Origin of the sequence: Bacillus cereus group sp. N14, from assembly GCF_016483555.1 — a bacterium.
Classification (GTDB): Bacteria; Bacillota; Bacilli; order Bacillales; family Bacillaceae_G; genus Bacillus_A; species Bacillus_A wiedmannii.
Genome location: NZ_JAEHBQ010000032.1, coordinates 13,126 through 30,980, shown reverse-complemented (window position 1 = coordinate 30,980; position 17,855 = coordinate 13,126). Strand labels below are relative to the sequence as shown.

Sequence of the window (17,855 nt, the reverse complement as noted above, 5' to 3'; positions counted from 1 at the left end):
AATGGCAGTGAGTAATATTTTTTTAGTATAATTGTAACTGTTATAGTTACAATTAAAATTAATCATAAAAAAACCAAATAATGTAAAAACTTTAAATAGCAACAAGAGAAAGGAGACGGGAATGTTGAAACGGTTTAAGTTTTATTTCATTAGCGGTATTGTGCTTGTTTTACTTATCGTATGTAACTTCGTTGATAAGCCGATTGCGAAGGTTGGAGAAGTGAAGGATACTGTTATGATGAAGCTGCATACGAAAGAGAGTATGGCGCAAATTGATGGACAGACGATTTATTTTAAGCAAATTGGTGAGGGGAAGCCGCCTTTACTTATGCTTCACGGATTTGGTGGTTCTTCAGATGGGTTTAGTGATATTTATCCGGAACTTGCACGAGACCATACGATTATTGCGGTTGATATTTTAGGGTTTGGACGTTCTTCTAAGCCAGTTGATTTTCAGTATTCGTTTCCTGCGCAAGTGAATTTATATTATAAGTTAATGAAGAAACTCGGATACGATCAATTCGCAGTACTTGGTCATTCGATGGGCGGAGAGATGTCTCTAAATTTAGCGTATTTATATCCGGATGCAGTAACGCATCTCGTTTTAGCGGATTCTACAGGGATCGAGTCTTTCCAGCAAAAAGAAAGCTATGAAGTGCCGCCGCTATCAACGGACTTACAAACTGTAACAGAGATTACAGATTACAATAAAAATGCAGTGAAAAATAGTCGCGATGATAAAGAGCATTATGATCAACTGACGAAAATGAGAGAGCGCCGCATTGCGATGGAAGCCGATAAAATTAAGGTGCCGACTTTAATTATATGGGGACGACACGATAAGAGCGTTTCCTGGAAAAATGGTGAACTGTATCACCAGCTATTTGCAAATAGTACGTTCCATATTATTGAAAAAGGATATCATGCGCCGTTTCGCCAGGAACCAATTGAGTTTATGGAGTATGTACAAGCGTTCTTCGCGAAGAATCCACAATAAAATTTTAAGCATAAATGCACTTCTTTCCTCATACAGTGAAACTAATAAGGCTTGTCTAAGGAAAGGAATGAAGTACAGTGGAAACTTTACCATGGTGGGTGTATCTTGTAATTGTTGGGATCGTATTAAGTGGCTACATGGTTTTATATACTTCAAAAAAAGAGCAAGATATGGATAATGAGTTTATTGAAAAAGAAGGCGAAGTGTATATGAAGCGCTTAGAAGAAGAGCGAGAGAAACGTAATCAGGATAGTGATAAAGATTCTGTATTACTTTAATAGAAATGTTGAAAGGCTATCATCTAGTAAAACTTTACATCTAGGTGATAGCTTTTTTCTTTTTGGAGAGCATGTATACGAAATTCATCATGAACTTTTACTGATGGTATTTATATATATTTTTTCTCATAAGAATGGAACTAGCGCGATATTTACTGGGGGGGATTAACAATGCATAGGGATGAAACATCATTACATCCTGATACAGGTGTTACATCTGTAATGTTTGTTGAGCGTTCATTAAATGAAATTCGTTTTTGGTCTAGAATCATGAAGGAGCATTCTTTTTTTCTTCGCTTAGGGTTTAGATGTGAGGATACTCAACTAATCGAAGAGGCTAATCAATTTTATCGATTGTTTGAACATATCGAACAAATTGCACATTCCTATACAAATGAAACAGATCCTGAGCAAATAAAAAGATTTAATGCAGAAGTACAACAAGCCGCAACTAATATTTGGGGATTTAAACGAAAAATTTTAGGATTAATTCTCACATGTAAATTGCCAGGACAAAATAACTTTCCATTGTTAGTTGACCATACGAGTAGGGAAGCTGATTATTTTAGAAAACGTTTAATACAATTAAATGAAGGGAAATTAGATGCTCTTCCTGATGCTATTATTAAAGAAAATGTTTTCTTTTTAAGGATTATGGCAGACCATGCTAAATTTATTGGTCATCTTCTTGATCCATCAGAAAGAAAGCTTGTAGATACAGCGCGGAATTTTAGCAATGATTTTGATGCATTAATGTATCAAGCAATTGACTTAGAATCTATGAAACCACAATCCCAAACAGTCCCTCTTTTAGATCAATTTTTAGATCAAAATCGTGTGTCGGTTACATCTCTTCGGGATTTTAAGAAAACAGCACGTGATTTAATTGAGCAATGCAAAATAAAGAGTATCATCCATCCATTATTAGCAGACCATGTTTTCCGTGAAGCTGATAGATTTCTTGAAATCATTGATATGTATGATGTTCATCTTACAAATATTCAATCACAACCTAGATATTAGAAGATAAGGAAAAATACTATTTTGCTTTCAGCGGGGAAGTTAACAATGTATTGTTAGCTTCTTTTCTTTTTGATGAAAAGGTTTGAAAATGAATATTTACGTTATTCTTTCTGGAGAATGATAAGAAAGGGTAGCATATTTTTTATGCCTCATTTAGTCTTTACCAGTATCGGTTCTTTGTATTATTGTTCGGGAAATTATTATAGAAGAAAAATATATGAAACCTACATCGCATAGCATATGAAATAGCACCATTACAACCTGTAACGCACAAGTTGCACAACCTACGCAACGATAACTCGCTTTACTCTTCATCATTTATTTGACCATACTAGACATAGAGAGGTGATAAACACAGTATGATTTTTAGTGAACGTTTAAAAGAAGAACGAGAAAAACGAAATTGGTCGCAAAATGATTTGGCTGAAAAGATTCATGTAAGTAGGCAGTCTGTTTCTAAATGGGAGACGGGAAAGAACTATCCGAGCATTGAAATTATTATTCATTTAAGCGATCTGTTCGGTATTACGATTGATGAGTTGCTAAGGAGTGATGAAGAGTTGACACAGAAAGTTATTGAAGATAGTAAGCAGTTGGCGTATCCAAAATGGAAGGTGTTTTTTGATAGCTTATTTATGATGGGCGTATTTTTATTTGTTACAAAAATCGTTGTGTGGATGTTAAATAAGTTTGCAGGAGCGAGCATTACAATTATAGTGGATGCACCGTATGTAATGAATTTTTTACCGCTCTTATTAATGGTTATAGGTGGTATGGGATCTGATAAGTTGAAGAAAATATATAGGTAAGAGAAAGTTTTGAAAGAAATCCCCGACACTAGCTGTTCTTTTCACTTAAATTGTGTACTATAAAGGATAGGATGACATAAAGAAGGGGACATATAGAATGGAATTTCATGAACAAAAGATTTTGCCGGCAGTGAGGCAAATTAAAGATTTGGAGAAGTTACTACATAGTTCGTATGAATATATCGTTATTTTAGATATTCATGTCGGTCAATTGAAGAGTGTTATATCACTTGCGAAGCAATATTGTAAAAAGGTGTTTTTACATGTGGATTTAATTCATGGCTTGCAGAGTGATGGGCATGCGACGGAGTATTTATGCCAGGAATTTAGACCATACGGGTTACTTTCGACAAAGGCGAGCGTAATTATGAAGGCGAAGCAAAAAGGTGTTGTGGCAATTCAGCGTATCTTTTTAATCGATTCGAGTGCAATGGAGAAGAGTTGCAATCTTTTAGAAAAGACGAAGCCAGATTATATAGAGGTGCTTCCAGGGGCAATGACGGACATTATCGCTGAAGTGAAAGAGCGTACTGGTGTACCGATTTTAGCAGGTGGTTTCATTCGTACTGTGGAGGATGTTGAAAGAGCTTTAAATGCTGGTGCGACAGCAATTACGACATCGAAAAAAGAACTATGGAAACATTACCAAAAAAAGTGACGAAAATGTGAAAAAATTCTGTTGACACCGCTTTCATGAGAGGTTAACATTATAGACAAGTTAATAAACGTGACGGAGAAAAGTAGAGATCCACATTTCATTGTTTCTATATAAACTTATATAGAAGCGTGCAAAGCTGTGGGTCTTTTTCTTTTGACAAAAACGAATGGCCATTCATTTTACCTCTATCACATTTGGAAGCGTTTAAATTGATTGTGGAGGGATACTATGTCAGCATTTTTAGGAGAGTTAGTAGGGACTGCGTTGTTAATCTTACTTGGTGGCGGCGTTTGCGCTGGTGTAAGTTTAAAGAAATCGTTTGCGAAAGATTCAGGTTGGATTGTCATTACAATGGGCTGGGGCTTAGCGGTTGCTATGGCAGCGTATGCGGTTGGATCAATTAGTGGGGCACATTTAAATCCGGCTTTAACGATAGGACTTGCTTTTAAGGGAGCGTTCCCATGGAGTGACGTACCTATGTATATCGCAGCACAAATGATTGGGGCAATTATCGGGGCAGTTCTTGTATATTTACATTACTTACCACACTGGAAAGAAACAGAAGATCCAGGAACAAAGTTAGGTGTATTTGCAACAGGTCCAGCAATTCCGAACACATTTACAAACCTTTTAAGTGAAATGATTGGAACATTCGTTTTAGTATTTGGTATATTAGCAATTGGAGCAAATAAATTTGCAGATGGTTTAAATCCATTTATCGTAGGTTTCTTAATTGTAAGTATTGGTTTATCATTAGGTGGAACAACAGGATACGCGATTAACCCGGCTCGTGATTTAGGTCCGCGTATCGCACACTTCTTCCTTCCGATTGCAGGAAAAGGCGGTTCAAACTGGAAGTATGCATGGATTCCAGTAGTTGGTCCAATTTTAGGTGGATCACTTGCAGGATTATTCCATCAAGTTGTATTTGAAGGAAAACAAAATGCAGCACTTATTTATGTGATTATTGCAACTGTGATTGTACTAGCAATCTCTTATATGACAAGTAAAAAAAGTGAAAGCAATACAAATAGTAGAAAAGTAGCATAGGGGGAAACCGATATGAAAAAATATATTCTTTCTTTAGACCAAGGAACAACTAGCTCACGCGCAATTCTGTTCAATAAAAAAGGTGAAATTGTTCATTCAGCTCAAAAAGAGTTTACACAACATTTTCCAAAGCCAGGTTGGGTAGAGCATAATGCACAAGAAATTTGGGGATCTATTTTAGCAGTTATCGCAACTTGCTTAAGCGAAGCTGATGTAAAACCAGAACAAATCGCTGGTATCGGTATTACGAACCAACGTGAAACAGCGGTTGTGTGGGATAAAACGACTGGAAAACCAATTTACAACGCAATCGTATGGCAATCTCGTCAAACAGTTGAAATTTGTGATGAGCTAAAAGAAAAAGGTTATAGCGAAATGGTTCGCGAAAAAACAGGTCTTTTAATTGACGCATACTTCTCTGGCACGAAAGTAAAATGGATTTTAGATAACGTTGAAGGTGCAAGAGAAAAAGCAGAAAACGGCGATCTATTATTCGGAACGATTGATACGTGGCTTGTATGGAAATTGTCTGGCGGTAAAGCGCACGTAACGGATTACTCAAATGCATCACGTACATTAATGTTTAATATTCACGACTTACAGTGGGATGATGAGCTTCTAGACATGTTAACAGTACCAAAGAGCATGCTTCCAGAAGTACGTCCATCATCTGAAATATATGGAGAAACAATTGATTATCACTTCTTCGGTCAAAATATACCGATTGCAGGTGTAGCTGGTGACCAACAAGCAGCATTATTTGGACAAGCTTGTTTCGGTGAAGGTATGGCGAAGAACACGTACGGAACTGGTTGCTTCATGTTAATGAACACAGGTGAAAAAGCAGTAGCTTCTGAGCACGGCCTATTAACAACAATTGCATGGGGTATAGATGGTAAAGTAAACTACGCATTAGAAGGAAGTATTTTCGTAGCAGGTTCTGCAATTCAGTGGTTACGTGACGGAATGCGCATGTTTAAAGATGCAAGTGAGAGTGAAGTATATGCTTCTCGCGTTGAATCAACTGACGGTGTATACGTTGTACCAGCATTCGTAGGTTTAGGTACACCGTACTGGGATAGTGAAGTACGCGGCGCTATGTTTGGTGTAACGCGCGGTACGACGAAAGAGCATTTCATTCGTGCAACACTAGAATCTTTAGCGTACCAAACGAAAGATGTACTATGCGCAATGGAAGCAGATTCAGGTATTGAACTGAAAACATTACGCGTTGATGGCGGAGCAGTTAAAAATAACTTCTTAATGAAGTTCCAAAGTGATATTTTAGACGTTCCTGTAGAGCGTCCGGTGATCAATGAAACGACAGCTTTAGGTGCAGCGTACTTAGCTGGTCTTGCGGTTGGGTATTGGAAAAACCAAGATGAAATTAAAGAACAGTGGCATATGGACAAACGCTTTGAACCAACGATGGAAGCGGAAACAAGCGAAGAGCTATATGCTGGATGGAAAAAAGCAATTGAAGCAACAAAAGCTTTCAAATAATCATAAACAGTGTTATAATGGTGACAAGTTAATAATTCGGTAGGAGATTTGGAGAGACCACAACACGCTATAGAGGCGAAATCTATAGCGGAGTTCGTGGTCTCTTTTTTCGTTATCAAAGGGAGGAATTACCATGAAATTTTCAAGTAAACAACGTAAAGACGTATTAAACGGAGTAAATAAACAAGAGTTAGATGTGATCGTAATTGGTGGAGGTATTACTGGTTCTGGTATTGCATTAGATGGGGCAACACGCGGGTTATCAACAATTGTGTTTGAAATGCAGGACTTTGCAGCAGGTACATCAAGTCGTTCAACGAAGCTTGTACACGGTGGTCTACGTTATTTAAAACAACTTGAAGTGAAAATGGTAGCAGAGGTGGGGAAAGAGCGTGCGATCGTATATGAGAACGGTCCCCATGTAACAACACCAGAGTGGATGTTACTTCCGTTCCATACAGGCGGTACGTTCGGATCATTCAGTACATCAATTGGTCTTCGTGTATACGACTTCTTAGCAGGTGTAAAACGAAGCGAGCGCAGAAAAATGTTTAACCGTGAAGAAACATTAAACAAAGAGCCTCTTGTGAAAAAAGAAGGATTAAAAGGCGGCGGCTACTACGTAGAATATCGTACAGACGATGCACGTCTTACAATCGAAGTAATGAAAGAAGCAATTGAGCATGGTGCGAAAGCTGTTAACTACGCAAAAGTAGACAGTTTCTTATATAAAGATGGAAAAGTATGTGGTGTACGTGTAATCGATTTACTAGATGGCGAAGTGTACGAAGTTTACGGTAAGAAAATTGTAAACGCAGCTGGTCCTTGGGTAGATACACTTCGTGAAAAAGATAACTCGAAAAAAGGGAAAGTACTTCAGTTATCAAAAGGTGTGCATTTAGTAATTGATCAAAAACGTTTCCCGTTAGGGCAAGCTATTTACTTTGATACACCAGATAAACGTATGGTGTTCGCGATTCCTCGCGGAGGAAAAACATACGTAGGTACAACAGATACGTTCTATGATAAAGATGCAGCTGTACCACACATGACAACAGAAGATCGCACATACATCATTAATGCGATTAACTACATGTTCCCAAGTGTGAAAATTACAGAAAAAGATGTTGAATCAAGCTGGGCTGGTGTACGTCCGTTAATTTACGAAGAAGGTAAAAACGCATCTGAAATTTCTCGTAAAGATGAAATTTGGACTTCTGAATCTGGTTTAATTACAATTGCAGGTGGTAAATTAACAGGATACCGCAAAATGGCTGAAATGGTAGTGGACTACGTAACGAACTTACTACAAAAAGAAGGTCATAGTGCATATCCGAAGAGCGACACGAAACACATGCCAATCTCTGGTGGACATGTAGATGGTTCACATGGATTCCCAGCATTCGTTGCGAAAAAAGCAGAAGAGGGTACGAAATCTGGTTTAACGAAAGCACAAGCAGAAGAATTCGCGAAATTCTACGGCTCTAACGTAGACGTACTATTCGACTTAGCGAAAAAACATAAAGACGAAGCGAAAGAATACAACATGCCGCTAGACGTTCTAATCCCACTTGTATACGCAATGGATTACGAAATGACAGCAAAACCAGTTGACTTCTTCGTACGCCGCAGAGGCGCTGTATTCTTCAATATCCACTGGGTATACGAGTGGAAAGAAGCAGTAATCAACTACATGGCTGCGAAACTAGGCTGGAGCAAAGAAGAGCAAATGAAATACACAGCTGAACTAGAAAAAGCATTAACAGACGCTGTAATTCCTGTAGATCAACAAGAGCAGGCAGCTGCGTTAGCATAAAATAGAGAACCACCTGAAGGGGAGCCTTTAGGTGGTTTTTTTATGGGTTATTTTTCTAACTATGTTGCATAACGACATATGTTGTTATACGATGTACGTAAGGAGGTGGTATTGTTGGACAAAGAAATCTTGAAGGGAAGTATAGATATTTTATTACTTTCTATCATTGCAAAACGTGATACATATGGATATGAAATAGCTCAAAGTTTAAAGGATGCAAGTGAAGATTTGTATAGTATGGGGCAGGGAACTTTGTATCCTGCTTTAAAGAGATTAGAGAAAAAGGAGTTTCTTGAATCTTATTGGAATGAATCTGAGAATGGGATGAAAAGGAAATTCTATACTATTACAGATAAAGGGAAAAAAGAATTGCAGAAGAAAGTGAACTCTTGGGAGCGTGTAACATCATTAATTCAATCTTGTCAGAAAGGAGTTATTTATGAGTGAATTTGATGAGTATATTAAGTCTATTTTAGCTTACTCAGAACTTAGTGATATTGAACAGGATGAGTTATTTCTAGAAATGTATGATCACTTGAACAGCTTGAAAGAAGAATATATGGAACAAGGTATGAATGAAAAAGAAGCGATTTATAAAGCGATTCAAAGTTTTGGAGAATCAAAAGTTATTGGCGTAGAGATTAATAAATCGGTATACGAAGTTCCTAGGCCATTAAAGGTATTATCAAAAATTTTATGTATTCCTTATATAATGATTTGTTTTATTGTCTTTTTAGGAACATTTATTTCAACTTCTACATTTGACTCTGTTCGCAGTTTGACAGGTGGGACTGTCTATCATCCCATTGAATTTTGGCGGCAATTTTTACATATATCTGATTTAGAAACGTTATTACAACTTTTTGGAATAACACTTTGGCAAGTTAAAGATTTTATTGCGCATCCAGGTCCTTGGGGAAACTCAACTTATTGGTTAAACGTTTTACAACATATAATATTAGTAGTTCCATTCGGATTTTTCGTTCCAGTACTGATTAATAAAGTGACTAACTATAAGAAAGCTCGTAAGTGGTATGTTATGACCTTTCTTGTTTGGGAGATATTACATTTACTAACTTTGTCTGATGTTTTTGATGTGTGGCGGATTGCTATAAATATGCTCGGTGCGTCGGTAGGATATCTTTTATTTATAAGCATGATACAAATAGATAATAAATTTAGGATAATGCGCAAGAAGATATTTGAAAATTAGCTTGCTATTCTGTAGTTTAAATTATATAAATTTAGTTTGATGGTAATAGAGTATTGCTGAAAACATAGGTACTATATAGTGAGAGGATTTTTTATATTCGTAATAGGTGTTGTTCATTGTTTACTCATACTGTTATGAAGCTGGTACATAATCCGTCTTTATTGGTGCTATAAATGATGAGAGCGGCACAGCTGAACTAGAAAAAGTCTAGATCAATAAGAGCAGGCAGCTGCGTTAGCGTAAAAACCACCTGAAGAGAACCCCTTCAGGTGGTTTTTACCTTGACTAAAAATAAATAAAATGTGTTACAATGATGATAGAGTATATAGTATGAATTTTGCATAAAATAAAGAAGACAGAAGCCTGAGAAACTTCTGCCTTGTGTAACCTAACTTGCTATTGTGGTGGTAGTAGGTGCGGTTATAAGACAATTACATTAACGTTTTAGCCGAGAACCGCCCTTACCTTTTCCACGAAGCAGGGTGGTTCTCGCTTTTTTGTATACAGAAATTAGCCAAGGACCGACGTATCTTCTACCGATGACAACGCCAGCTCCGGTTAGGATACCATACACTAATTTGATTACAAACATCGCGATCATTTTATCACCTCCCCCCTTTTTTTCAAAATGGAAGAGATGATTGCCACACCTACTAGTTATAGCTTATTAAGTTACATTTTAATTGTATTATGTTTTAAAATAGGGAACAAGACATATGGATGAAAATTCCTGTCTTTAAGCAGAGCATTAGTGCGTGGGGACAATAAGCAAATAAACATTCATAAAAAACGGTATGGACATTGCCATCCGTATTTTTTTATGAATTTATAAAACTTTTCCATACAGTGCGTCGTCTAATATATGGGAAGGAGGAAATGATGTGGATGAATTAACGATAGAAGCGTTTGAAATAGAAGATAAGGAACTCCTTATCGACGAAATAATGAACAAGTATGGACAAGAAGTCCTGCAGCTTGTGTATTCATATGTGAATAATAAAGAGGTTGCGGAGGATTTAATGCAAGATATATTTGTGAAATGCTATAAATCTCTTCATACATATAAAGGGAATTCGAATGTAAAAACGTGGTTATGGAGAATTGCGATTAATCAATGTAAGGACTATATAAAAAGTTGGTATAACAAAAAGGTGATCGTGACAGAGGATGAATCTGCTTATATGGGGGTTCAAAATGATAGTGTCGAACAAACTGTCATTCAAAATGCGGAGGACCGTGAGCTCGCTTCTGCGGTAATGAATTTACCGATAAAATACCGAGAAGTCATTTATCTATTTTATTATGAAGAATTATCAATTAAAGAGATTGCTACGGTAATAGAAGTGAAGGAAAATACGATAAAAACGAGATTGAAAAAAGCGAAGGAGCTTTTGAAGAAAGGATTGGAGGAATAATCAAATGGAAGATCGATTAAAAGGCCTGCGAAAATCAATGGAGAATACAACGTTTCAACATTTGAGTTTTTCTGATCAGCATCGAAAGCGGGTGCGTGAAAAAATCAATCAATCGTCCGAAAAGGAAGAAGATATCCTTTTAGCAGTGTTGCAACTTCTTATGAATGAAAAAACAGGTTATGAATTGATGCAGTTACTGCGTGGGAGAGGGATTCAAAAATTCGAAGGTGATGAAGGGTCTCTATACACTTTATTACATCGTCTAGAACAGAATCGCTTTATCCAATCTAGCTGGGATCACGCGGGAGCTAAATATTATCAATTAAATGATAAAGGAAACAAGATGCTACGAAAGACAGAGAAGAATGCTACGAAGGCACGATTTATATTAAAAGGCTTAGTACAGGAGTGAGAAAAAATTGAACAAAAAAGGGGAGCGTTTTTTAAAGGAAGTTACGAACCATATTAAATCAAAAGAAGCGAAGGACTTAGTAGCAACTGAACTAAATTTTCACTTAAAACAGGCGAAGAATATGTGGATAGAAAAAGGGTTAAGTGAGGAAGTTGCTGAAGATAAGGCTGTTGAACAAATGGGAAGTCCGATTAAACTAGGGCAAGAACTTAATAAACTTCATAAGCCAAAGGTGGATTGGTTTTTACTTATTTTATTGGTGGCTGCTATGGGGTTAGGGTTTTTACCGGTTCTGGCTTTTGGACATATGAATGACTTACTAATGAATAAGGTGATATCTGTTATTCTCGGTATTGCAACAGTTGTAGTGATGATGCTACTTGATTACCGGAAGCTAGAGAGATTCGGGTGGCTGTTTTATACAATTGGTGTACTTATCTTGTTAATATTAAATTGTTTTCCGAGTGCTTACGTGAATGGAGAACCATTAATAAAAATTGGTCCAGTTGCAATTGGGCGTTTAATGGTATTGCCGTTCTTTTTTCTAGCTTGGGCTTCTTTTTTCAATAATAGTAGGTTGAAAGTTAGATACTTTGTGGTTTTATATTTATTTTCTTTGTATTTATTTTTATTTGGATCAGATATTGCAACAATGTTTATTTATATCACGATGGTATTCGTTATGCTTTGGTGGAGTAAGTTAGGAAAGAAAAAGGCATTGATTATTACGGTTGTACCCATTTGTTTATTTATTATTAAGGTATCCTTTTCCATGGCCTCAGCAAAAAGATACTACTTGGAGAGATTTTTAGGGTATATAAATCCAGAGCGTGATGCACGTGGCGCAGGGTTTATGTATATACGTTTAAAAGAGATAATGTCGTCAGCAGGTTGGTTTGGTACAGCTGGAGATACAAGGTTCATCCCTGCTGGAGATACTGATTTTGTATTTGCTAGTTTGACTTACTATTATGGGTATTGGCTTGCGCTCATTCTTGTCTTCGTTCTTTCTCTTTTTGCAGCAAGATTAATAGTTATATCTTATAAAATAAATGATCGGTACGGTAAATTGCTGCTCGTTGGTGGAGTGACTCTTTTTGTATTCCAGTTCATTTATAATGTTGGAATGATACTAGGATTATTGCCGCATGCTGCTATATCCTTACCGTTTATTAGCTACGGATTAACGCCGACTGTATTTCATGCGCTTATAATGGGGATCGTGCTGAGTGTATATCGACGTAAAGATCTTTCATTTAGAACGAGAAAAACACCTTAATACTTATATAAGTTGTATATAAAAGAATTCATTATTATGATCAAGTACAAACGTAAATAGATAGTAGAAGAGGGTTATGATAAATAACCCTCTTTTTCGTTTCTAAATAAGTGAACTCTCTTTAATAGAAATACATAATTCGGAACGAGAGATTGATTCAGCTAGTTGTTGTAAATAGGCGTATTCTTCCGCATTTTTTTCGGAAGTGTTAGGATCTAGTAAAGGTGAAGAAAGAAGTACATCAATCGTAAGTATGTCTGCATCATGAGAGACAATGTTATAACCTGCAAAAACAGGTCGTTTTAAGTCTTTTACTTTTTGAATCATCTGATGGAATTTCGTAACACTTATATGGATTTGTGCTAATGGAAAGCATTTTTGGATAGGATTCTCGATGGTCTTTCTAATTTTATAATCGTATACATAGTAGTACTTTTCTTGCTGCTCAAGTGTTTGCAACTCTTTCGTTAATAAGTGGTATTTGTCTGTAAGTCCAGTTGTGAGTGTATCGTGTTCTTCGCCAACTAATAATGTGAAAGGTCTTGGTGATGAGATTTCGAGAGGACGGACGTTTAGGTCGGTAAAAGTAGGATTAGACTGTAAAATGGTATGTAATTTTTCGGTAGGAAATACGCCGTCATAAATAGCAATAAAATAATGGTTCATCTTTTCACTCCTTAACTTTTTTCTAAAATGATATATTCTACTTTAAAGGTGTAAATCCTGCAAAAAAAGAAACACCTTGATTGTTATCAAGGTGTAATAAGTTCAAAACTCTCCGAATCAGCCCCAAGTATAAAAGGACTAACCTCGCCAACGCTATAAAGTTGCAGTTCATGCATTGCGCGCGTACAAGCAGTGTAGAACAATCTACGAACGCTCTCATCGCTGTATACATCTTTAGATGCATTGTAAATAATAACAGCATCAAATTCGATACCTTTCGCTAAGTAAGCAGGGATCACGACAATACCTTGTTCATACTCGGCTGAGTTACTTTTCACAAGTTTAATATTCTCGATATGACGAAGTGCTTCGTAGGCAGCGGCGCTTTCAGCTGCAGATTTACATATAATTGCGATCGTATTGTGCTGTTGTTTTTGTAGTTCAGCAACTTTGGCAGTAATATGTTCGTGCAGTTCGCTGTCATTCGATACTTTCGTCACTGTAGGTTTCTCGCCGTCACGTTCAAAGGCGTGAATGTTCTTGCCTTCCGGTACGAGAGCACGTGTAAATTCAATAATTGGTTTTGTTGAGCGATAGCTACGAGTTAAGTTGATGCCGTTCGTTTCATCTGGTCCGTATAAGCTAGTAAGTGTATTGAAATTCACTGCTTCACTTGCATGGGCAAATATCGCTTGGTTAAAGTCTCCTAGTACAGTCATTCTTGCAGCAGGGAAGAGACGTTTTAAAAACTCAAATTGAAACGGCGAATAATCTTGCGCTTCGTCTACGAGTACGTGTTTAATCGATCTATTCGTTTGGAAGCCTTCAATTAATTCTTTTAAAAGTAAAAATGGAGTCGCATCCTCGTAATATAGCTTTCCTTCATCAAGCATGTTTACTGTTAAGGAGCAAATGTCATCCCATTCTTTTGGTTTTTCCCCAGTAACCCATGATGCATCTGTGAAGAGTTGTTTATATATGCCTGTGAAATTGATGAAACGCAATGTTTGAACGCCTTTACGAAGTGGCTTCAATTTTTTACGGACAATCATACGTCCAAGTACTCTCGTTTCTTTCTCGAAATCATGGAAGGAGTTGTCGTCAAACTCGCCTTTTTTCTGTAAATATTTATAAGCCTTTTGGTATTCATCTTTGCTAAGTAATTCAATTTCTTCTTCTACCCAAGGCTTTTTCAGTTCTGTTTTTTCAATTGCATCTATTTGTTTATTTAGCCAATCCGTTAACTTTTCAATTCGATTATGGAAGCGGAGGGAGGAATCCGTATTATAAAATTGCTCTGTAATTTCTTTAGCAGAAACAATTAACTTTCCTCTAAATTTCATTCCTCTAAATAGCATGCCTGAAGATTCAAGGGATTGTCTATACGCTCTAATCATCTCGAAAAATTGGGTTGATGCTTTAAATCGAATGCTCGCATTTCTCGTTTTATAGGTAGGGCTATTCGTTTCGGTTAACATATATTCTAATTGTTCATAAGGATCTTCAACGTCAAATGACTTGCTTAGTCTATGGTTTAAATATTCTTGGAAAGTCACTTGCTGCATATTTTCTTCACCAAGTTCAGGCAATACGTTAGATACGTAGCTGTTGAACATAGAGTTAGGGGAGAAGAGAATAATTTGATCAGCTTTTAACCATTCGCGATATTTATATAGTAAGTAGGCGATTCGTTGCAGGGCAGCTGACGTTTTACCACTACCAGCAGCTCCTTGCACGATAAGGAGTCGGCCTTCATCGTGACGAATAATTTCATTTTGCTCGCGCTGAATTGTAGCAACGATGCTTTGCATATGTTTGTTTGTACCTTTTCCGAGCGCTTGCTGCAAGATTTCATCACCAATTGTAAGGCTCGTATCGAACATAGAATCAATCTCGCCATTTTGGATAATGTATTGTAATTTTTTCTCCACATTACCGTGGATTACGCCGCCTGGTGTACTGTATTCAGCCGGTCCTGGTGGATAATCGTAGTACACACTCGAAATGGGTGCGCGCCAGTCATATATAAGAAAGTTTTCTCCGCTTGCATCAGTAAGTGTAGCTACGCCGATATAAATTTTCTCCGCAGCAGATTCTCCTTCTTCTTTGAAATCAATTCGTCCGAAGTAAGGTGCTTTATGCATGCGTCTTAATGCGGCAAGTCGATTAAAGGTGTGCTTATGGGTAATTTGTGTGACAGCTAGTGACTGAGCTTGTTGTCTTAAGTTGATAACTGTTTCAAGATAATCATCAAAAGTATCAGTATTCACTTTCACGTCATCCCAGAAGTGTTTACGAATATGGATTACTTCTGCCCGGCGTCTGCCAGTTTCGTTTTCCAGTTTATCAATTTGCTCCGTAATTGTTTCTATTACGGTATCCAATCTTTTTTGCTCTAAATCAAGTTTTTTGTTCATACGGTAAGCACTCCTTTAAAAGTGAAAAATAGAGGTTGACTGAAGATGTGTTTTGGTGTACAATTAAGATACGGATAAATACGTTCCTTTCATTTTAGAAAGCGTGTTTCTGTACTAATTTAACATAATTTTATCATTTAATCAATGATAATAAGATAAACCTTGGTTCCGTGCTACGTGGATCAAGGTTTTTTTGTGTTTTTGAAGAGGGGATCGCAATCACTGTCAGTTTTTACTGGTGAGTCGATATAATTGAAAAATCACTGCTATATTTAGGACCAAGGTTAATCTATTTGAGAATTAACCTTATAATTTCATTTATCGAGAGAAGAGAGTATACAAAAAAGCTCGGGCCTAAGCCCAAGCTTTTTTCAATTCATTATTTCTTTTCGTCTTTCTTAGCGTCAGCTTTTTTCTCTTCGAAAAGATCTTTTAAATCTTTATCGTCAACTTTTACGTCAGCTTTTTTGATTTCTTTCATCATAAGATCGTTCATGAATTCGCCGTCTTGTGCTTTCTTCTGAACGACTTCTTTTTTGATGTCAGCTTTTGATTGCTCGAATGATTTTTCTGGTTCTTTAATGTCTGTAACTTTAATGATGTGGTAACCGAATTGTGTTTTTACAGGTTCGCTTACTTCATCTTTTTTCAGTTTATAAGCAGCATCTTCGAATTCTTTAACCATTTTACCGTGTTCGAAGAATCCTAAGTCGCCACCTTTTTCTTTTGAACCAGTATCTTCAGAGTATTGTTTCGCTAACTCTTCGAAAGATTTACCTTGTCCAAGTTCTTCTTTAACCTTTTTAGCAGTCGCTTCATCTTTTACAAGAATGTGACTTGCCTTAACTTCAGGCTTGTAGTTATCTTTTAATTCTTTATCAGTGATTGTTTTCTCGATAGCTTTTTCTTGAGCTAATTGAGCACGCACACCAGTTTTTAAAGTTTCTTCTTTAATACCTTGTTGTTTTAATAGTGTATCGAATTGATCACCGTATTGTTTTTTCATTTCATCGAACTTTTTGTCTACTTCTTTGTCTTCAACTTTGTAGTTTTTAATAAGTACTTTTTCCATAACCATGTTGTTTAGTACTTGTTTACCAGCTTGTGTCTTCATTTGATCGTAGAACTCGTCTTTTGTAATGTCACCAGCTTTAGATGTAACGATTTTGTCTGATGATGATGTTCCACATGCTGATAATGCGATTACACTTGTTGCGGCTAAGGCAAGCATAGCTTTCTTCATTCGATAAACACTCCTACTATTATGTATTTTTAATTTATCCTACACCAATGAATTTTAGTTCATAAGAGCCCGATTAAGTCTCACTGATACTTTTGCTTTGTATATTGGTAAAGCGCGCTTAACAGGGCTTACCGAGGCTGAGGATAAAGTTAAGATGCGTGTCATTTATTTCATAGTATAAGCAATATGTACAAAATTTAATATATCATATTTCGACTCGATTTCATATTGATAAAGAAAAATTAACCAGTACGTGTCAGATTTTGAAGGTGTTCCATATTGGGCGCATGTCGCATATACAGAAAAGAGGAGGGGGATGGGGATGAATTCTCAACTTATTTTATTACTTGTACTGTTTATTTTATTGGTTATAGTAGGTATAATTTGCTTATAGAGGAAAAAAGTGAGGAAGGGGCTTCCTTCCTCACTTTCCATGAAATATAATTTCTATATAACTAGAAATTAATAAAATTGTTATACATACATTAATAACCCGAAAGACACCGGGTTGGCGGCTCGCAGCTATTTGTTTTCGTTCACACAGTGTATGTGTCATGAAATTCGTGTAAAATATAACAAGAAGTGCGAATGCGACAAAAACAACTGTTATAAGTGTCATGAGGCGAGACCTCCTTTTGGTAAAATACATATACTTTATATATTGTATCATACGATATTTTGTTCGTGTTATAAAATTCAGAAATAGAAGACTTTGTGTTAGAAAGAGAGGGAGAAAATGGACGTTGTTAGAAGATTAGAACAAGCTGAATACTACGTAGACCTACTATTTAAAATGATTGATGAAGAAAAGTGTCCATTTTATTCTTTGATCATAAAGAAAAAAGCTCGTAAAAAAGATATTGAACGTATACTAAATCTTTGTGAAATATTGAACGAGCAATATGTAGTGGAGAAAGCAGAAGGGCTTCTTTTGTTCGATGCGCTGTTAGATCAATTTGAAAAAGCGCTTCCACATCAGCTCGAAGTACACGAAACTGCGGAAGCGCTAGCAAAACAAGGTTTATTTAATCCGCTTATGAATGAATTCTTAAGCATGATTGCGAAAAAATAAATAG

The 17,855-nt window shown here is 36.5% G+C and carries 19 protein-coding genes; 14 read left to right on the top strand and 5 right to left on the bottom strand.

Going from position 1 to position 17,855, the window contains the following annotated elements; all coding sequences use genetic code 11:
• The first annotated feature begins 124 nt into the window (after positions 1-124).
• From JDS82_RS27045 to JDS82_RS27000, 10 genes are all read left to right on the top strand, one after another.
• Positions 125-997, top strand: coding sequence for an alpha/beta fold hydrolase (locus JDS82_RS27045; RefSeq protein ID WP_199714235.1), 873 nt, complete (start codon positions 125-127; stop codon positions 995-997).
• Positions 998-1,074: 77 nt separating this feature from the next.
• On the top strand, positions 1,075-1,275 hold the full coding sequence (locus tag JDS82_RS27040; protein ID WP_000449223.1) for a sporulation YhaL family protein: 201 nt from the start codon (positions 1,075-1,077) through the stop codon (positions 1,273-1,275).
• Positions 1,276-1,446: 171 nt separating this feature from the next.
• On the top strand, positions 1,447-2,298 hold the full coding sequence (locus JDS82_RS27035) for a DUF2935 domain-containing protein (protein WP_199714229.1): 852 nt from the start codon (positions 1,447-1,449) through the stop codon (positions 2,296-2,298).
• Between the two features lie 359 nt (positions 2,299-2,657).
• On the top strand, positions 2,658-3,107 hold the full coding sequence (locus JDS82_RS27030) for a helix-turn-helix domain-containing protein (RefSeq protein ID WP_199714228.1): 450 nt from the start codon (positions 2,658-2,660) through the stop codon (positions 3,105-3,107).
• 97 nt (positions 3,108-3,204) lie between these two features.
• Entirely contained in the window at positions 3,205-3,765 is a 561-nt protein-coding gene (glpP, locus tag JDS82_RS27025; RefSeq protein WP_199714227.1) for a glycerol uptake operon antiterminator GlpP, read from the top strand.
• A gap of 228 nt (positions 3,766-3,993) precedes the next feature.
• A complete protein-coding gene (gene glpF, locus JDS82_RS27020) occupies positions 3,994-4,815 on the top strand; it encodes a glycerol uptake facilitator protein GlpF (protein ID WP_098275824.1) in 822 nt (273 codons plus the stop codon).
• 12 nt (positions 4,816-4,827) lie between these two features.
• Positions 4,828-6,318: a glycerol kinase GlpK gene (glpK, locus tag JDS82_RS27015; protein ID WP_000759998.1), complete on the top strand. Its 1,491-nt coding sequence runs from the start codon at positions 4,828-4,830 to the stop codon at positions 6,316-6,318.
• A 133-nt stretch (positions 6,319-6,451) separates the two neighbouring features.
• Positions 6,452-8,134, top strand: a complete 1,683-nt coding sequence (glpD, locus tag JDS82_RS27010; RefSeq protein ID WP_199714226.1) for an aerobic glycerol-3-phosphate dehydrogenase — start codon at positions 6,452-6,454, stop codon at positions 8,132-8,134.
• Positions 8,135-8,248: 114 nt separating this feature from the next.
• Positions 8,249-8,581, top strand: a complete 333-nt coding sequence (locus JDS82_RS27005) for a PadR family transcriptional regulator (RefSeq protein ID WP_046957114.1) — start codon at positions 8,249-8,251, stop codon at positions 8,579-8,581.
• The gene (locus tag JDS82_RS27000) at positions 8,574-9,347 is read left to right on the top strand and encodes a VanZ family protein (RefSeq protein WP_048567002.1); all 774 of its coding nucleotides are present in this window, start codon (positions 8,574-8,576) and stop codon (positions 9,345-9,347) included. The genes JDS82_RS27005 and JDS82_RS27000 overlap by 8 nt, the downstream gene beginning before the upstream one ends.
• Before the next feature lie 436 nt (positions 9,348-9,783).
• Here JDS82_RS27000 and JDS82_RS26995 read toward each other — a convergent pair whose 3' ends face one another.
• Positions 9,784-9,948 (bottom strand): hypothetical protein, encoded by a 165-nt coding sequence (locus JDS82_RS26995; RefSeq protein ID WP_000561154.1) that lies wholly within the window; start codon positions 9,946-9,948, stop codon positions 9,784-9,786.
• A 280-nt stretch (positions 9,949-10,228) separates the two neighbouring features.
• Here JDS82_RS26995 and JDS82_RS26990 point away from each other — a divergent pair, with 280 nt between their 5' ends.
• The 3 genes from JDS82_RS26990 to JDS82_RS26980 are packed head-to-tail and all read left to right on the top strand — an operon-like array spanning position 10,229 to position 12,453.
• Positions 10,229-10,762 carry a sigma-70 family RNA polymerase sigma factor gene (locus JDS82_RS26990; protein ID WP_075310486.1) on the top strand — a complete coding sequence of 178 codons (534 nt, stop codon included), beginning with the start codon at positions 10,229-10,231 and terminating at the stop codon, positions 10,760-10,762.
• A 4-nt stretch (positions 10,763-10,766) separates the two neighbouring features.
• Positions 10,767-11,174: a PadR family transcriptional regulator gene (locus JDS82_RS26985; protein WP_199714225.1), complete on the top strand. Its 408-nt coding sequence runs from the start codon at positions 10,767-10,769 to the stop codon at positions 11,172-11,174.
• A 7-nt stretch (positions 11,175-11,181) separates the two neighbouring features.
• The gene (locus JDS82_RS26980; protein ID WP_199714224.1) at positions 11,182-12,453 is read left to right on the top strand and encodes an FtsW/RodA/SpoVE family cell cycle protein; all 1,272 of its coding nucleotides are present in this window, start codon (positions 11,182-11,184) and stop codon (positions 12,451-12,453) included.
• Positions 12,454-12,555: 102 nt separating this feature from the next.
• Here the strand turns inward: JDS82_RS26980 and JDS82_RS26975 are convergent, their stop codons facing one another.
• The 4 genes from JDS82_RS26975 to JDS82_RS26960 all read right to left on the bottom strand — a co-directional run bounded on the left by JDS82_RS26975 (position 12,556) and on the right by JDS82_RS26960 (position 17,398).
• Positions 12,556-13,119 carry a hypothetical protein gene (locus JDS82_RS26975; protein WP_199714223.1) on the bottom strand — a complete coding sequence of 188 codons (564 nt, stop codon included), beginning with the start codon at positions 13,117-13,119 and terminating at the stop codon, positions 12,556-12,558.
• Positions 13,120-13,205: 86 nt separating this feature from the next.
• Positions 13,206-15,536: an RNA polymerase recycling motor HelD gene (helD, locus tag JDS82_RS26970; RefSeq protein WP_199714222.1), complete on the bottom strand. Its 2,331-nt coding sequence runs from the start codon at positions 15,534-15,536 to the stop codon at positions 13,206-13,208.
• Positions 15,537-15,915: 379 nt separating this feature from the next.
• Positions 15,916-16,779 carry a peptidylprolyl isomerase PrsA gene (gene prsA, locus JDS82_RS26965; protein ID WP_199714221.1) on the bottom strand — a complete coding sequence of 288 codons (864 nt, stop codon included), beginning with the start codon at positions 16,777-16,779 and terminating at the stop codon, positions 15,916-15,918.
• A 424-nt stretch (positions 16,780-17,203) separates the two neighbouring features.
• Positions 17,204-17,398 carry a hypothetical protein gene (locus tag JDS82_RS26960; RefSeq protein ID WP_000172690.1) on the bottom strand — a complete coding sequence of 65 codons (195 nt, stop codon included), beginning with the start codon at positions 17,396-17,398 and terminating at the stop codon, positions 17,204-17,206.
• 117 nt (positions 17,399-17,515) lie between these two features.
• Between JDS82_RS26960 and JDS82_RS26955 the strand changes: the two genes are divergently transcribed.
• Entirely contained in the window at positions 17,516-17,851 is a 336-nt protein-coding gene (locus JDS82_RS26955) for a DUF1878 family protein (protein WP_048561777.1), read from the top strand.
• Positions 17,852-17,855: the final 4 nt, after the last annotated feature.

Excerpts from the sequence above, each read along its gene's own strand:
- JDS82_RS27035 (WP_199714229.1), top strand. The coding sequence starts at position 1,447 with ATGCATAGGGATGAAACATCATTACATCCTGATACAGGTGTTACATCT.
- JDS82_RS27030 (WP_199714228.1), top strand. The coding sequence starts at position 2,658 with ATGATTTTTAGTGAACGTTTAAAAGAAGAACGAGAAAAACGAAATTGG.
- glpP (WP_199714227.1), top strand. The coding sequence starts at position 3,205 with ATGGAATTTCATGAACAAAAGATTTTGCCGGCAGTGAGGCAAATTAAA.
- glpF (WP_098275824.1), top strand. The coding sequence starts at position 3,994 with ATGTCAGCATTTTTAGGAGAGTTAGTAGGGACTGCGTTGTTAATCTTA.
- glpK (WP_000759998.1), top strand. The coding sequence starts at position 4,828 with ATGAAAAAATATATTCTTTCTTTAGACCAAGGAACAACTAGCTCACGC.
- glpD (WP_199714226.1), top strand. The coding sequence starts at position 6,452 with ATGAAATTTTCAAGTAAACAACGTAAAGACGTATTAAACGGAGTAAAT.
- JDS82_RS27000 (WP_048567002.1), top strand. The coding sequence starts at position 8,574 with ATGAGTGAATTTGATGAGTATATTAAGTCTATTTTAGCTTACTCAGAA.
- JDS82_RS26995 (WP_000561154.1), bottom strand. The coding sequence starts at position 9,948 with ATGATCGCGATGTTTGTAATCAAATTAGTGTATGGTATCCTAACCGGA.
- JDS82_RS26985 (WP_199714225.1), top strand. The coding sequence starts at position 10,767 with ATGGAAGATCGATTAAAAGGCCTGCGAAAATCAATGGAGAATACAACG.
- JDS82_RS26975 (WP_199714223.1), bottom strand. The coding sequence starts at position 13,119 with ATGAACCATTATTTTATTGCTATTTATGACGGCGTATTTCCTACCGAA.
- helD (WP_199714222.1), bottom strand. The coding sequence starts at position 15,536 with ATGAACAAAAAACTTGATTTAGAGCAAAAAAGATTGGATACCGTAATA.
- prsA (WP_199714221.1), bottom strand. The coding sequence starts at position 16,779 with ATGAAGAAAGCTATGCTTGCCTTAGCCGCAACAAGTGTAATCGCATTA.
- JDS82_RS26960 (WP_000172690.1), bottom strand. The coding sequence starts at position 17,398 with ATGACACTTATAACAGTTGTTTTTGTCGCATTCGCACTTCTTGTTATA.
- JDS82_RS26955 (WP_048561777.1), top strand. The coding sequence starts at position 17,516 with ATGGACGTTGTTAGAAGATTAGAACAAGCTGAATACTACGTAGACCTA.